11 protein-coding genes are annotated in these 14,832 nt (G+C 59.4%); 6 read left to right on the top strand and 5 right to left on the bottom strand.

All coding sequences use genetic code 11. The annotated features are described in order from the left end of the window. Nucleotides 1-347 precede the first annotated feature (347 nt). Nucleotides 348-2,021 carry a DEAD/DEAH box helicase gene (locus BLU48_RS16745; RefSeq protein WP_024074233.1) on the top strand — a complete coding sequence of 558 codons (1,674 nt, stop codon included), beginning with the start codon at nt 348-350 and terminating at the stop codon, nt 2,019-2,021. Between the two features lie 82 nt (nt 2,022-2,103). Here the strand turns inward: BLU48_RS16745 and BLU48_RS16740 are convergent, their stop codons facing one another. After that, nucleotides 2,104-2,871 carry a DODA-type extradiol aromatic ring-opening family dioxygenase gene (locus BLU48_RS16740; protein WP_057022191.1) on the bottom strand — a complete coding sequence of 256 codons (768 nt, stop codon included), beginning with the start codon at nt 2,869-2,871 and terminating at the stop codon, nt 2,104-2,106. A gap of 103 nt (nt 2,872-2,974) precedes the next feature. On the opposite strand from BLU48_RS16740, the gene BLU48_RS16735 reads away from it, so the two are divergent. Continuing rightward, nucleotides 2,975-3,631 carry a thiopurine S-methyltransferase gene (locus BLU48_RS16735; RefSeq protein WP_057022192.1) on the top strand — a complete coding sequence of 219 codons (657 nt, stop codon included), beginning with the start codon at nt 2,975-2,977 and terminating at the stop codon, nt 3,629-3,631. A 54-nt stretch (nt 3,632-3,685) separates the two neighbouring features. Here the strand turns inward: BLU48_RS16735 and htpX are convergent, their stop codons facing one another. Continuing rightward, on the bottom strand, nt 3,686-4,573 hold the full coding sequence (gene htpX, locus BLU48_RS16730) for a protease HtpX (protein ID WP_043050458.1): 888 nt from the start codon (nt 4,571-4,573) through the stop codon (nt 3,686-3,688). 303 nt (nt 4,574-4,876) lie between these two features. Next, on the bottom strand, nt 4,877-6,088 hold the full coding sequence (locus BLU48_RS16725; protein ID WP_044273990.1) for a pyridoxal phosphate-dependent aminotransferase: 1,212 nt from the start codon (nt 6,086-6,088) through the stop codon (nt 4,877-4,879). Between the two features lie 202 nt (nt 6,089-6,290). Between BLU48_RS16725 and msrB the strand changes: the two genes are divergently transcribed. Both msrB and BLU48_RS16715 read left to right on the top strand, forming a co-directional pair. Then, the gene (msrB, locus tag BLU48_RS16720; RefSeq protein WP_043050456.1) at nt 6,291-6,689 is read left to right on the top strand and encodes a peptide-methionine (R)-S-oxide reductase MsrB; all 399 of its coding nucleotides are present in this window, start codon (nt 6,291-6,293) and stop codon (nt 6,687-6,689) included. Nucleotides 6,690-6,772: 83 nt separating this feature from the next. Continuing rightward, a complete protein-coding gene (locus BLU48_RS16715; RefSeq protein WP_057022193.1) occupies nt 6,773-7,258 on the top strand; it encodes a glutathione peroxidase in 486 nt (161 codons plus the stop codon). 19 nt (nt 7,259-7,277) lie between these two features. Here BLU48_RS16715 and BLU48_RS16710 read toward each other — a convergent pair whose 3' ends face one another. Next, nucleotides 7,278-9,587, bottom strand: coding sequence for a hybrid sensor histidine kinase/response regulator (locus BLU48_RS16710; protein ID WP_057022244.1), 2,310 nt, complete (start codon nt 9,585-9,587; stop codon nt 7,278-7,280). A gap of 165 nt (nt 9,588-9,752) precedes the next feature. On the opposite strand from BLU48_RS16710, the gene BLU48_RS16705 reads away from it, so the two are divergent. Together BLU48_RS16705 and BLU48_RS16700 are read left to right on the top strand one after the other, a co-directional pair. Next, complete coding sequence (locus tag BLU48_RS16705) at nt 9,753-10,643, top strand: ATP-binding protein (protein ID WP_043050454.1); 891 nt, start codon at nt 9,753-9,755, stop codon at nt 10,641-10,643. Continuing rightward, nucleotides 10,640-11,122 carry a GAF domain-containing protein gene (locus BLU48_RS16700; protein ID WP_046071607.1) on the top strand — a complete coding sequence of 161 codons (483 nt, stop codon included), beginning with the start codon at nt 10,640-10,642 and terminating at the stop codon, nt 11,120-11,122. The genes BLU48_RS16705 and BLU48_RS16700 overlap by 4 nt, the downstream gene beginning before the upstream one ends. Before the next feature lie 66 nt (nt 11,123-11,188). Here BLU48_RS16700 and BLU48_RS16695 read toward each other — a convergent pair whose 3' ends face one another. After that, a complete protein-coding gene (locus BLU48_RS16695) occupies nt 11,189-14,824 on the bottom strand; it encodes a transporter substrate-binding domain-containing protein (RefSeq protein WP_057022194.1) in 3,636 nt (1,211 codons plus the stop codon). Nucleotides 14,825-14,832: the final 8 nt, after the last annotated feature.

Genomic DNA, 14,832 nt, shown 5'->3' with positions numbered 1-14,832 from the left:
CACCAACAGGGCCGGGCTTTTGAAAAATAGACCCTGGCACCGATATCTGCAAAAACCGTGACGCAGCGCGGTTTATCGGTGCCTGGCGATAAAAAAAGCTCCCTTTTTCAGGTATTTCCGGTATAGTGCGCGCCGGCCTTTAACCGGGCCGCGTTTAGGTAGCGCAATTCCCCGAAGTCAGCTTCGGCTGCACGTCCGCACAGCGGACTCTTCCTTGACGAATCTTTTTCATTCATTCGTTTTCGCAAATCCCCGCCGACAAAGCAGCCAGGGCGACTCTTGAGTCTCAACACGGCATGCGCAGCTTTGGAGCATGGGTCTTTGCGGATGCACTTAGAGGCAGACCCATGACCCAGGAAACCGGCGGCTTCGCCGCTTTTAATCTTAACCCGAACATTCTTGCTGCCGTCATCGCGACTGGCTACGAAGAACCTTCGGCTATTCAGCAGCAATCGATCCCGATCATCATGGCCGGCCAAGACATGATTGGCCAGGCGCAAACCGGTACCGGTAAAACCGCCGCGTTCGCCCTGCCTATCCTGCACTGCATCGATCCTGCCAAGCGCGAGCCGCAAGCCCTGATCCTGGCGCCAACCCGTGAGTTGGCGCTGCAAGTAGCAACCGCTTTCGAAACCTACGCCAAGCAAATGCCGGGCGTTACCGTTGTGGCCGTTTACGGCGGCGCGCCTATGGGCCCACAACTGAAAGCCATCCGCAATGGCGCACAGATCGTTGTCGCCACCCCTGGTCGCCTGTGCGACCACCTGCGTCGTGACGAGAAAGTGCTGTCGACCGTGAACCACCTGGTTCTGGACGAAGCCGACGAAATGTTGAAGCTGGGCTTCATGGATGACCTGGAAGTCATCTTCAAGGCGCTGCCTCCAACCCGTCAGACCGTACTGTTCTCGGCCACCCTGCCGCAGTCGATCCGTGCCATTGCCGAGCGCCATCTGCGCGATCCGCAACACGTGAAGATCCAGACCAAGACCCAGACCGTTACCGCGATCGAACAGGCTCACCTGTTGGTTCACGCTGACCAGAAGACCTCGGCTGTATTGAGCCTGCTGGAAGTCGAAGACTTCGACGCCCTGATCATGTTCGTGCGCACCAAGCAAGCGACCCTGGACCTGGCCAGTGCCCTGGAAGCCAAAGGCTACAAGGCCGCTGCGCTGAACGGTGACATTGCCCAGAACCAGCGTGAGCGTGTGATCGACTCTCTCAAGGATGGCCGCCTGGACATCGTTGTGGCGACCGACGTTGCTGCCCGTGGCCTCGACGTTCCACGTATCACCCACGTGTTCAACGTTGACATGCCGTACGATCCAGAGTCCTACGTTCACCGTATCGGCCGTACCGGCCGTGCGGGTCGCGAAGGTCGTGCTCTGTTGCTGGTGACTCCACGTGAGCGCCGCATGCTGCAAGTGATCGAGCGTGTAACCGGTCAGAAAGTTGCCGAGGTCCGCCTGCCGGATGCCCAGGCCGTTCTCGATGCCCGCATCAAGAAACTGACCAACAGCCTGGCACCTCTGGTGGCTGACGCTGAATCGACCCACGGCGACCTGCTGGACCGCCTGACCGCCGATATCGGTTGCACCCCGCGTGCCCTGGCTGCAGCCCTGCTGCGCAAAGCCACCAACGGTCAAGCCCTGACCCTGGCCGCCATCGAGAAAGAGCGCCCACTGGTGCCGAACAGCGCGCCACGCGGTGATCGTCCAGAGCGTTCCGGCGACCGTCCGGACCGTGGTGATCGTGAGCGTCGTGCTCCGGTGCCATTGGCTGAAGGCCGTGCACGTTGCCGTACCGCGCTGGGTGCGCGTGATGGTATCGCTGCCAAAAACCTGCTGGGCGCTATCCTCAATGAGGGTGGCCTGGCGCGTGAAGCCATTGGTCGCATCCAGGTGCGTGACAGCTTCTCCCTGGTGGAGCTGCCGGAAGACGGCCTGGAAAAATTGCTGACCAAGTTGAAAGACACTCGCGTTGCCGGTAAGCAGCTCAAGCTGCGTCGCTACCGCGAAGATTGATCCGCCCTTTGGCTGATTGATCGCAAATAAAAAATCCCCGACTGGTTCGGGGATTTTTTTTGCCTTGAATTACCGGTCTCATTCAGCCGAAGCGATAGATGTCCATGCCTAATGCCCCCATCGTGAACCCCTGATGCGCCAAACCAAACTCCCCGCCTGCCGCTCGGGCAAAATACAGCGGCAATAAATGCTCATCGCTGGGATGGCTGCGCACGGCATGGGGCGCCTGGCGCCGATAGTCATGCAGGGCGGCTTCGTCATCGGCCGTAAGTTTGTCCACTACCCAATCGCGAAACTCTCGCGCCCACGGTGTGATCGTCTCCGGCCCGGCGCGCCAGTCCAGCTCACCGAGGTTATGGGTGATGCTGCCGGAACCGATCAACAGCACCCCTTGCTCGCGCAAGCTGCAAAGAGCGCGTCCGACCCGGGTTTGCAGGGCAGGGCCCATACGGCTGGGCAACGAGACTTGCACCACCGGAATGTCGGCCGCTGGATACATCAGCGACAGGGGCACCCAGGTGCCGTGGTCGAAGGGGCGTTGGTTATCGATGCGTGCGTCCAGGCCGTCTGCTTGCAGCAGCTCGACAATGTCGCTCGCCAATCGTGGGTCACCCGGCGCGGGGTATTGCACGGCAAACAGTTCGCGAGGAAAGCCGCCAAAGTCATGCCAGGTTTCGGGCGCGGCGCCGCCACTGACCAGCAGTTCCTGGCTTTCCCAATGCGCCGATACCACCACGATCGCCTGCGGTCGTGGCAGCTCGGCCGCCAGGCGCTGCAATGCAGGGCCGCTGGCACCGGGTTGCAGCGCCAGCATGGGTGAGCCGTGGGAGATGAACAGGCTGGGGAGCATAGGAAGCGTCCTGGAGGTTAATATCGAGCTATCTTTAATCAGAATGTTTATCTAGATCTAATATAAGTTTTAGTGTCTTTTGATCGATTTATCAGGAGGGTGCATGGACGCAAAATTTTGGCAGGAGCGCTGGGCCACCAATCAGATCGGTTTTCATCAGGTGGAGGTTAATCCCTGCTTGCAGCAGCATTGGTCAACGTTGGCCTTGGCCGGGGGCTCGAAAGTCTTCGTGCCATTGTGCGGCAAAAGCCTGGACATGATGTGGCTGGCGGGGCGTGGGCATCGTGTGATGGGTGTGGAGGTGTCGGAGCAGGCGGTTGAGGCGTTTTTCAGCGAACAGGCACTCACGCCGCAGATCGATCAAAGAGGCGTGTTCAAGGTCTATCACAAGGGCCTGATCGAAGTGTGGTGTGGCGATTATTTTGCCCTTGACGCAGAGGCCGTGGCCGACTGCAAGGCGCTGTATGATCGCGCGGCACTGATTGCCTTGCCACAGCAGATGCGGCCGCAATACACCGAGCATCTCAACACCCTGCTGACCCGTGGCTGTGAGGGCCTGCTGATCGCGGTCGACTACGACCAAGCACAAAGAGCTGGTCCGCCTTTTTCTGTCCCGGACGAGGAAGTGCGGTCGCTGCTGGGCTCGCACTGGAGTGTGGTCACGCTGCAAGAGCGGGACATACTGGGTGAGAGCCGCAAATTCATGGCGGACGGCGTCACCCGTCTTGAGGAGCGCGTTTATCGGCTGACCAAGAGGTAAATCGCGGCCACGAAAAAGGGGCGATCAATCGCCCCTTTTCGTATCACCGGGTTATCAGCCCCGACGACGCAGTGCGTCGATCCGCTCTTCCAGCGGCGGGTGGCTCATGAACAGGCGAGCCATGCCCTGCTTGATACCACCGTTGATGCCAAAGGCGGTCAGGCTGTCCGGCATGTGCACCGGTAGCCCCTGTTCGGAGCGCAAGTGTTGCAGCGCTGCGATCATCGCCCCGGTGCCGGCCAGGCGGGCACCAGCTTCGTCTGCGCGGAACTCGCGTTTGCGCGAGAACCACATGGTGATTGCGCTGGCCAGGAAGCCCAGTACCAGTTCAGCGAAGATAGTCGCCACGAAGTAGGCGATGCCACGGCCTTCTTCGTTCTTGAAAATTACCTTGTCGACAAAGTTGCCGATGATGCGCGCGAAGAACATCACGAAGGTGTTCACCACGCCTTGAACCAGTGCCAGTGTCACCATGTCGCCGTTGGCCACGTGGCCGATCTCGTGGGCCAGTACGGCTTTCACCTCGTCATACGAGAAGCGTTCGAGCATGCCCTGGCTGACGGCAACGAGCGCGTCGTTCTTGTTCCAGCCAGTGGCAAAGGCGTTGGCTTCATAGGCCGGGAAGATCCCGACCTCGGGCATCTTGATACCCGCTTCGCGGGATAGCTGCTCGACGGTCTGCAGCAACCATTGCTCATGCCGGGTGCGTGGCTGGGTGATGACCTGGGTGCTGGTACTCATCTTCGCCATCCATTTGGAGATGAACAGCGAAAACAGTGAGCCGGCGAAACCAAAGACCGCACAGAAGACCAGCAGCTGATTGAGGTTCAGGTCAACCCCGTTGGCCGCCATGAACCCGTTGAAGCCGAAAAGGCTCAGGGTGATGCTGGCAATCAGCACGACCGCCAGGTTAGTGGCCAAGAACAGCAGGATGCGCATCATGGTTGTAGGGTTCTCCTCATGCTTAATATGTCGCGTACTGCGGGGTATATAAGGTGCGGCATGGGGTGATTCAACCGAGCGACTATTTCAAACTGTGTCCTACAGCTTGAATGTAGAGGCTTGAAGGGATTTTCCGACCTGTATTGTCAGCCATGGCCGACACTAGTTTGCCTTGCCGCCCCGTGATTATAGGGGGTACGCCTTGGGCGGGGGGCAAGTGAAATACCACAACACGTAAGCGACAAAGAAGTGTTGCAGATAATCGCTGTACGACCCGAAGCGGGCCGCACAGCGTCAATTCCCTTACTGGCGATAGGACTTCAGGAAGTTGCCGATGCGACCAATCGCCATCTCCAGGTCATCCACTCGAGGCAACGTCACTACGCGGAAGTGATCCGGCCACGGCCAGTTGAACGCGGTGCCCTGGACCACCAGCAGCTTTTCCGACAGCAGCAGGTCGAGCACGAACTTTTCGTCGTTGAGGATCGGGCACACTTTCGGGTCGATCCGCGGAAACGCATACAACGCGCCCATGGGCTTTACGCAGCTGACGCCCGGGATTGCGTTGAGCAGCTCCCAGGTGCGATTGCGCTGCTCCAGCAGGCGCCCCTGGGGCAGGATCAGGTCGTTGATGCTCTGGTAGCCACCGAGGGCGGTCTGGATGGCGTGTTGGCTCGGTACGTTGGCGCACAGACGCATGTTGGCCAGCATGTCTATGCCTTCGATATAGCTCTGGGCGTTGTGCTTGGGGCCGGAGATGGCGATCCAGCCGGAGCGGAAACCCGCCACGCGGTAGGACTTGGACAGGCCATTGAAGGTCAGGCACAACAGGTCCGGGGCCAGGGACGCGGTGCATATATGTACGGCGTCATCGTAGAGGATCTTGTCGTAGATCTCGTCTGAGAACACCACCAGGTTGTGCTGGCGTGCGAGTTCGAGCATGCCCAGCAGCACTTCCCTGGAGTACACCGCGCCGGTTGGGTTGTTCGGGTTGATGATCACCAGGGCCTTGGTGTTCGGGGTGATCTTGGCCTTGATGTCGGCCAGGTCCGGAAACCAGTCGGCACCCTCGTCACACAGGTAGTGCACCGGGTGGCCGCCAGCCAGGGTCACGGCGGCGGTCCACAGTGGGTAATCCGGTGCCGGCACCAGGACTTCGTCGCCATTGTTGAGCAGCGCCTGCATCGACATCACGATCAGCTCGGACACGCCATTGCCCAGGTAGATGTCCTCGATACCGACACCTTCAACCTGCTTTTGCTGGTAGTACTGCATCACCGCCTTGCGCGCACTGAACAGGCCCTTGGAATCACTGTAGCCCTGGGCAGTCGGCAGGTTGCGAATCACATCCTGGAGGATTTCGTCCGGCGCTTCGAAACCAAACGGCGCCGGGTTGCCAATGTTCAGCTTGAGGATGCGATGACCTTCCTCTTCCAGGCGCTTGGCGTGCTTGAGCACCGGGCCGCGAATGTCGTAGCAGACGTTGGCGAGCTTGTTCGATTTGCTGACCTGCATGGCGATGTGATCCTGAAAATGAACGATCCAGACGGCGCGGGCACCACCCTGGGGTGAATCCTGCGCGGTTCGCACCCATAAATACGTTTGAATGCCGCAGGCACGGGTGCCAGACTGGCGTTTTGAAGAGGCGCAATCATACGTGCCGCCTGATCCCTGGAAAAGACACAGATCAGGGTTTTTCAGTTGCCGAGGTGTACCAATGGAAAAGTTGCAGAAAACCGTTGATGAATGGAAAGCCATGCTTGATCCCGAACAGTACAACGTGTGCCGCCTCAAGGGCACCGAGCGACCGTTCAGTGGCAAGTACAACGCCACCAAGACCGATGGCGTTTACCACTGCATCTGTTGCAACGAGCCGCTGTTCGATTCCAGGGCCAAGTTTGACTCCGGCTGCGGCTGGCCCAGCTTCTACGAGCCGATTGCCGACAGCGCGATGATTGAGATCCGCGACGTCAGCCACGGCATGATCCGTACCGAGGTCACCTGCGCCAAGTGCGACGCGCACCTGGGGCATGTGTTCCCGGACGGCCCGCCGCCGACCGGGCTGCGCTATTGCATCAACTCGGTGTGCCTGGACCTGGTGCCGCGCCAGGCTTGAAGCTGTAAACAGGCCTACACGGATCACTGTAGGAGCGAACAAGCTCGCTCCTACAACTTCTTCCCCTGACTTGAGGCTCTGCCATGAGCGAATCCCTGCTGAGCATCCCTTGCACCACCATCAAGGGCGAGCAAAAGACCTTGGCCGATTTTGCCGGCAAGGCCATTCTGGTGGTCAACACCGCCAGCAAATGCGGCTTCACGCCACAATACAAGGGCCTGGAGCAACTCTGGCAGCACTATAAGGATCAAGGCCTGGTGGTGCTCGGCTTTCCCTGCAATCAGTTTGGCAAGCAGGAACCGGGCAACGAAGACGCGATATCCGAGTTCTGTGAGCTGAACTTCGGTGTCAGTTTTCCGCTGTTCAAGAAGATCGATGTCAATGGCAGCGATGCCCACCCTCTGTTCGTGCAGTTGAAAAAACAGGCCCCGGGGCTGCTGGGTTCCAAGAACATCAAGTGGAACTTCACCAAGTTTCTCATCGGCCGTGATGGCAAGCAGGTCAAGCGTTTTGCGCCAACGACCAAGCCCCATGACTTGACCCAGGCGATCGAAGCCCTGCTCAAGTGAGATGCAGCGCGGGGGCTGATCAGAGACTTGTGATCGTCGGTACCCATAGCTCCAGCAGAGCATGGAGTTCTTCGCGGCGAAACGGCTTGGCCAGGTAGTCGTTCATGCCCGCCGCCCGGCAGCGCTCGCGCTCTTCGGACAGGGCGTTGGCGGTCAAGGCGACGATGGGCAGGTCCGGCCAGCGCCCGCTGCGGCGAATCTGCCGGCTGGCCTCGTAGCCATCCATCACCGGCATGTTGCAGTCCATCAGCACCATGTCGAAGTGTTGGTCCTCAAGCATCGTCAGGGCTTCGCCCCCATGGGCGGCCACGATGACCTCACATCCCAACTTGCTGAGCATGCCCTTGGCCACCAGTTGATTGACCGGGTTGTCCTCCACCAACAGGATACGTGCCCGGTGAGCAAGCGGTGCGGATTCCATCTGGACCGGGTCGAGGATCAGTTCTACGTCGCTGCGCAGGTTGCGTTGCAGGATCTGGTAAAGCGCGTTGCGGCTCAATGGGCGTGCTTGTTGCTGCAGCGGTGCCAGGGCCGCTACCTCTTCGCCAGGCATGAAGTTGCCGTAGGCAGTGACCAGCAAAATCGGGGCGCGGATCCCTGGGCGCAAGCGAAACAGGCACTCCGGACAATCGGTGATCAACAGGTCGGGGGCCAGTGCGCTCAAGTCATCGTCCTGGGAATAACAGCGTGGCGTCAGCCCCCAGGAAGGCAGCAGGGTGGTGAGCAACTCCGTCAAGCCGCCGCCGGCGTGCGTGATGGCAATCACGTCACCTGTGAGTGGGGTGTAGCGGGTAGCAGGCAAATGCGTGGGCAGCGGAAGATCGGCGCAGAACTGGCTGCCAAAGCCCACCTCCGAGCTGATGCTCAAGCGTCCTTGCATGGCTTCGCACAGGTTACGGGTCAACGCCAGCCCCAACCCTGTGCCGCCAAATTGGCGAGTGATGCCGGCACCGGCCTGGGTGAACGGCTGGAAGATCTTCGCCTGGGCATCCTGGGCGATGCCGATGCCGGTGTCACACACTTCAATGTTGACCCGGCCCTCCACGGCACGCAGGCGTACATCGACGCGTCCGAAGCGGGTGAACTTCAGGGCATTGGACAGCAGGTTACTGACGATTTGCCGCACCCGGGTCGGGTCGCCGATGACCTGGGCGGGAAACTGTGGATCGATCAGGCAGGTCAGCTCCACGCTCGGCGCCGCGTTTTGGGACAGCAGGTTGGCGGTGTCTTCCACCAGCGAGCCCAGGTCGAACGGGATATGCTCCAGTTCCAGCTGGCCGGCATCGAATTTGGACAGGTCGAGGATATCGTTGAGTAATTCGACCAGTACTTTGCCTGAATCATGGGCGATGGACAGTTGCTGTCGTTGTTCGGCGTTCAGCGGGCTATCCAGTGACAACGCAATCATCCCCAGCAGTCCGTTGAGCGGTGTGCGGATTTCATGGCTCATATTGGCCAGGAACGCCGCCCTTGCCTGGGCCATGGCCAGTGCAGTTGTCTTCGCCGCTTCCAGTTCATCGTTGGATCGGCTCAAGCGTTGGTTGCTGGCCTTGAGTTCAAGGGTGCGCGCAGAAACAATATTTTCCAGCTGGCCCAGGTATTCCGTCAGGCGGTCCTCGGCGTGGCGCCGTTGCTGGATTTCGGTCTCCATGTTTTCGAATTGCAGGTTGGCGACATTGACCAGCACACCGATCTCGTCATGCTCGTGCCCCGGTGGGCAATCCAGGCGCGCCTGTTTGCGTGTACTCAGCTCTCGGATGATGCGCACCAGCGGCTGGGTCAGCATCACGTAGAACAAGCCCAGCAGAATCCCGGTCAGCAGCAGGCTGCGGACAAATCCGTTAAGCAGGGTAATCTCGGCACGGTGCAGGAAACGGCTGCCGAAGGCGTAGGTGTCGACGTCAAGGCGCAGCACGCCAAGTGATTCGTCCGGCATATGGCCGAGGTACAGTCGGTCCTCGAATTGACGGTTGGCGCTGAACAAAAAATCACTGAGGGGCCGGTAGTTGCTTTCCTTGCGCGGACGATCGACGTCGGCCAGGACCACGCCATTATTGTCGATCAACTGCGCCCGAGTGATGGCAGGGGAGTGCAGCAGGCCCAGGGCCAGTTCCTGGGCGAGTTCGGCATCGATGTTGTAGGCGATGCGGGAGGCGGGGTTATGACTGATTTCGATCAGTGAGCGTATTTCACGGTTGATGGATGCGTCTTCACTGGCATAATCAATGCCGATTTGGATCAGGCTGAGCAAGGTTCCCAAGACGAAACCGACCAGCACAGTCAATCTGGCTTGTTTATAAGACAAGCGGTGGGCGAACTTGATATCCATCGAGTGTTGAACCACTTCACGTTTCCCTTCGCCCGGCAAGCATAGCTGAACATCCACAAGCTCTGGCTCGCCCGGCATGAATCGTTGTTTTGATGCAGCCTCATGCGGTGTGTCGCAGGGTTGCTAATACGCCATCTTTTACAAGAACTTGCCAGAGGAATAGTCATGGATTCTCGATTGAATGCCTTCCTTGAGCGGGCCGATGCGGTACTCGCGCGCCTGGAACCCTTGTTGCCCGCCCTGCGCGAGGCCATCGACTGGGACCAGTGCCTGGCCGCCCGTTGGCAGCGCGAAGGGCGCAGTGGCTTTCTGTTGCCGCTGCAAGTGAGCCTGGACATGCGCCTGTCGGACCTGATCGGCGTCGACAAGCAACGTGAACAACTGGCGCGTAATACCCAGCAGTTCCTCGATGGCTTGCCTGCCAATCATGCGCTGCTGTGGGGGTCGCGCGGCACCGGAAAATCCTCCATGGTCCGCGCCTTGCTCGCCCAGCATGCCAAGGCGGGCTTGCGTTTGATCGAAATCGAGCGCGACCACCTGGCCGACCTGCCACGGGTGGTCGAGCAACTGGTCAAACTACCACAGCGCTTCATTTTGTTTTGCGATGACCTGTCGTTCGAAGCCGGTGAAGGCGACTACCGTGTGCTCAAGAGCGTGTTGGACGGCTCCCTCGAACAGGCGCCGGAAAACGTGCTGCTGTACGCCACGTCCAACCGTCGCCACCTGGTGCCGGAAAACCAGAGCGACAATGACAATTGGAAACGCGTGGATGGCGAGCTGCACCCGAGTGAGGCGGTAGAAGACAAGATTGCCTTGTCGGACCGTTTTGGCTTGTGGCTATCGTTCTACCCCTTCACCCAGGAGCACTTCCTGGATGTGGTGGAACATTGGATCGGCGAGTTGGCCGGCAAGGCTGGCTTGCAGTGGCAGCGCGACGAACAACTCGATGTGCTGGCGGTGCGCTGGGCTACCGGCCGCGGCAACCGCAATGGCCGCTGTGCCTATCAGTTCGCCCGTTACTGGGTGGGTCTTAAATTGCTGGAGCGTCAACCATGATCGATTTACAACAGGCCGGTACCGGCCTTGATGGTTATGCCATGCTGTGCGCGCAGCTTGAGTCGTTGCTCGCCGATGAGCGGGACTTTATCGCCAACAGTGCGCAGTTTTCCGCGTTTCTGTTCAATCAGTTGGATGACTTGAATTGGGCAGGCTTCTACCTCAATCGCAATGACGAACTGGTGCTTGGGCCATTCCAGGGGCAGATCGCCTGTGTGCGGATTCCCTTCGGACGCGGGGTGTGTGGCGCGGCGGCGGCATCACGGCAAACCCAGCGCGTGGAGGATGTGCATGCTTTCCCGGGGCATATCGCCTGTGACAGCGCTTCCAACAGCGAATTGGTGGTGCCGTTGGTCAAGGACGGTCAACTGGTCGGCGTCCTCGACCTCGACAGCCCGTTGCTGGGCCGTTTTACACCTCAGGACCAAGTGGGGATTGAACAACTGGCAGCCATCTTCCTGCGGTTGACCGATTGCTGAGACAAGCGAGCTGATGCCGTCTTCTGTAGGCGCGAGAGTTTGCTCGCTCCTACAGCGTTCAGGCGCTTACAGACTATCCAGGTCATCCAGTTGAATTTGCAGGTTCCTCTCCAGTTCCAGCATGAGTTTTTCCAGGGCCTTGATACCGGTTTCGATCGCGGCCCAATGCTCATTGCGCGAGCAGGCTTGTTCCAGTGCTTCGCATTGCCCGGCCAGCGAAGTGGCTTGAACGATACGAGCAGCTCCCTTGATTTTGTGGGCCTGCTCAATGATGTCCGCCAGCGAGGCTTTACCGCTCAGCAGGTCCATGAGTGCCTGGCGGTCTTGACGGCTGCTGCTCAACAGCTCTTCCAGCAAGCGTCGACTCAGTTGCGGGTCGCCGCCGGTCAGGGCCTCCAGGCACCCCAGGTCCAGTCGTGTGCTTGCCGGTTGAGGGGCGATCTGCGCCAACTGCCGCTCCAGCACGGTCAGGCTGATGGGTTTGAACAGGCAGTCATCCATGCCGGCCTGCACGCACCGTAGCCTTTCCTCCGGCTGGGCATTGGCAGTAAAGCCCAGCACCACACAGGCAGGTAATTGTTCCCGTTGCTCGTATTCGCGGATTGAACGGCTCAGCTCGTAGCCATTCATGATGGGCATGTTGCAGTCGGCGATCACCAGGTCGAAACGTTCCTGGCGCCAGGCCTGAAATCCGGCTGCGCCGTGCTCGGCGGCGGTGAATTGATGGCCCAGGTAGCCCAGTTGCTGGCACATCAGCAGGCGGTTCGCCGGATGGTCGTCGACCACCAGCACGTTCAGCACGGGTGTGCGGGCCGGCGTCTCAGGCGTGTGCTCTCCCAGCGCCTGGACCGGGCTCAGGCGCGGCATCCTGAGGTTGACGTGCACTTGGGTGCCTACCAGGGGCACGCTACTGAGGCTTAATTGACCGCCCATCATTTCGCACAGGCTGCGGCAGATGACCAATCCCAACCCCGCACCGCTCCTGGCCAGGTGCCCAGAGTTGTCGGCTTGGGCAAAGGGTTCGAACAGGCGCAACTGGTCTTCCCTGTTGATGCCGATGCCGGTGTCCTCCACGACGAGCTTCAACTCGATCTGCTCCGGCGCCTGGGTAGGCTGTATCTCTACTTTGATTTTCACCTGCCCGTGTTCGGTGAACTTGATCGCGTTGCTCACGAGGTTCGAGAGCACTTGCTTGAAGCGCAGGGGGTCTATCAGCACCTCGATGTCATTGAGGTCGGGCTTGAACTCCAGCAACAGGCTCAGGGTTTTCTGACGCGCAAGGCCGTCGAAGACGCGCACGACCGACTCGATCACCTCTCGCAGGTTGACGCGTTCCGGGGCCAGGCTGAGACGGCCGGACTCAATACGCGCGATATCGAGGATATCGCCGATCAATTCCAGCAGGTCCTTGGCCGAGTTGTATGCCACTTCAATCGCCGGGCGATCAAGGTGCCCTTGGTCGGCGCGCTTGAGTGTCAGTTCGAGCATGCCGATCACCGCATTCATTGGCGTGCGGATCTCGTGGCTCATGGTGGCAAGGAACGTACTTTTGGCGCGATTGGCCTCGTCGGCGCGTTCCTTGGCGGCGCGTAGCTCATCGAATAACTGGCGCCGGTCACTGATATCGATCCAGCCGCCGATGATGCCCTGGACCTCGCCGGTGGAGTCCCGGTAGGGCAGGATCCAGTGGTAGATGGTCAGTTTCTTCTGATGGATATGCAGGCTGCGGTCCAGGATCAGCGGGTTCCCCTCGGCCACCACGCGCTGATAGTCCGCATGGTATTGGGCCGCCTCCGACTCCAGGGCCATGCTCATCTGGGTCACGCTTTTGCCGATCACGTCTTCGCGCTTGACATCGAACACCTGCAGGTAGCTGTCGTTGCAGGTCTGCAGCAGGCCATTGCGGTCGCGCACGTAGATCGGGTGTGGCGTCTCATTGACCAGTGCGCGCATGAATTCGAACTGATCATTGAGTGCGCGCTCGGCCATTTTGCGGTGCTTGATCTGGCGGCGCATGTAGGCGTTCCAGGTCAAGGAGATCAACAGCAGAAGCCCGGTGCCGATGATGATCCGCGCTATCAGTTGGTGGTAGTTGCGCCAGTAGCTGTCGGATGCGGCGGTGTAGCCACGCCAGCGGCTGTTGATCACGCCCATTTCATCCGGGGCGATGCTGAGCAGCGCCTTGTCGAGGATTGAACTCAATTCCGTGGCTTGGCGCGATGTGGCCAGGGTGAATGTGGCGGGGACCGTGCCGATGCTGGCGCTGATTTGCAGCCTGTCCTGGAAAACCTGGGAAGACAGGAAGTAGTTGGCGATGACCAGAGTGTTCACGGCACCGTCCACTTGCCCCTGGGCGAGTAATTCCGACGCACGGAACGTATCGCTGGTTTCCACCAGGTGAATCTGCGGGAAGTCCGTGCTCAAGCTCGCGGCCAAGGGATTGCCTTGGGTTATCGCCAGGCGCTTGCCGGCCATTTGCTCCATATTCGAGGGCGCCCCTGGCTCTTTGCGTGTCAGCAATACGTAGGAATTTTCCAGGTAAGGGCGGCTGAAATTGAGCTGCGAGTCTCTTTCGTTGCTCGGGACGATAGCGCCGATCATATCGACTTTCTGGCTGGTGACTTGCTCGATCATTGCATTGACGTCACGTCCGCGCTCGATCGAGAAGCGCAGGCCGGTTCGCAGGCGTATCAGCTCCAGGAGGTCGGCGGTAATCCCGCGAAAATTGCCGTCCGCGTCAAAGAAGGTGAGTGGCGCGAAGGTTTCGTTCACGATCACCTTCACAACAGGATGCTCTTTGAGCCAGCGCTCTTCACGCTGGGTCAGTTGCAGTTTCTTATCGGTCAGCAGGATATCGCTGCCGGCGCTCCAGCGTTTGGCGATGCTATCCCGTTCGTTGACGGGCACGGCTGCCAGGACTGAGTCGACAATGCTCAGGAGGATCCGATTGTCTTGGCGCGTAGCAAAGCTGAAACCATAAGCTTCATGCTTGCCGAAGTTGGCCATGCGGATATTTTTGAGATAGCCCTTGTTGATCATGTAATGGGTGGAAATGGTGTCGCCGAGAAACACATCCGCCTGGTCGAACGCCACTGCATTCAAGGCATTCTGATAAGACGGATAGGCGCGGATGACCGCATTGGGGTACAGCTTTTCTACTTCGTTGAGGGGCAGGTAATGGTAGACAAGGCTCAAGCGGAGCCCTTCCAGGCCTTCGTTCAGACTTCTGGTTTCTCCCTCGCGGGTGACCAGTACAGGCTGGTCCACGGCGTAGGGTTCAGACAGGATGAGATTGGGGGTCGCGGCCTCAAAGCCGTTGGAGGAGCCCAACAAATCTATTTCCCCGGCCTCCAGGGCTCGAATGGCATCCTTGCGGGACGGGTAGCGCATGACCTTGATTGGCAAGGAGAGCGCCTTGGCCAGCAATCCGGCGTAATCAGCGGTGAGGCCTTCGTAATCATGACCGCTGGACGTGAGGTCGAAGGGCGGGTAGTCAGGTGCGGAGGTACCCAGCACCAGTTCACGTTTGTTCTGCAGCCACTGGCGCTGAGCCTTGTCAAAATGAGTGCCTAGTTGAATGGCTCCGGCACGACTCAGGAGGGTGAAGTGTTCCGGGCTGGTTTGGTGCTCCGCAAGCACAGTGGTGCTGAAGCACAAACCGGCACTCAATATAATCAGATAGTCCTTTATACGGCTGGGCATCCGCTTTC

This window comes from Pseudomonas synxantha, assembly GCF_900105675.1.
Lineage (GTDB): Bacteria > Pseudomonadota > Gammaproteobacteria > Pseudomonadales > Pseudomonadaceae > Aquipseudomonas > Aquipseudomonas synxantha.
This window is presented reverse-complemented; position numbering and strand designations above follow the sequence as displayed.